At 38.1% G+C, this 544-nt stretch carries 1 protein-coding gene; it reads left to right on the top strand.

Going from position 1 to position 544, the window contains the following annotated elements:
• Nucleotides 1-235 (top strand): phosphotransferase (locus SB725_RS30130; protein ID WP_410923014.1); only part of this gene is annotated, 235 nt, incomplete at its 5' end.
• Nucleotides 236-544 lie beyond the last annotated feature (309 nt).

The following is a 544-nucleotide window of genomic DNA, read 5'->3' as shown; positions in this document are numbered from 1 at the left end:
CACTCATGGTGATTTCTCACTTGATAACCTTATTTTTGACGAGGGGAAATTAATAGGTTGTATTGATGTTGGACGAGTCGGAATCGCAGACCGATACCAGGATCTTGCCATCCTATGGAACTGCCTCGGTGGGTTTTCTCCTTCATTACAGAAACGGCTTTTTCAAAAATATGGTATTGATAATCCTGATATGAATAAATTGCAGTTTCATTTGATGCTCGATGAGTTTTTCTAAGAATTAATTCATGAGCGGATACATATTTGAATGTATTTAGAAAAATAAACAAATAGGGGTTCCGCGCACATTTCCCCGAAAAGTGCCACCTAAATTGTAAGCGTTAATATTTTGTTAAAATTCGCGTTAAATTTTTGTTAAATCAGCTCATTTTTTAACCAATAGGCCGAAATCGGCAAAATCCCTTATAAATCAAAAGAATAGACCGAGATAGGGTTGAGTGTTGTTCCAGTTTGGAACAAGAGTCCACTATTAAAGAACGTGGACTCCAACGTCAAAGGGCGAAAAACCGTCTATCAGGGCGATGGC

It is taken from the genome of Pseudomonas sp. SIMBA_041 (assembly GCF_046535095.1).
Lineage (GTDB): Bacteria > Pseudomonadota > Gammaproteobacteria > Pseudomonadales > Pseudomonadaceae > Aquipseudomonas > Aquipseudomonas mucoides.
This window is presented reverse-complemented; position numbering and strand designations above follow the sequence as displayed.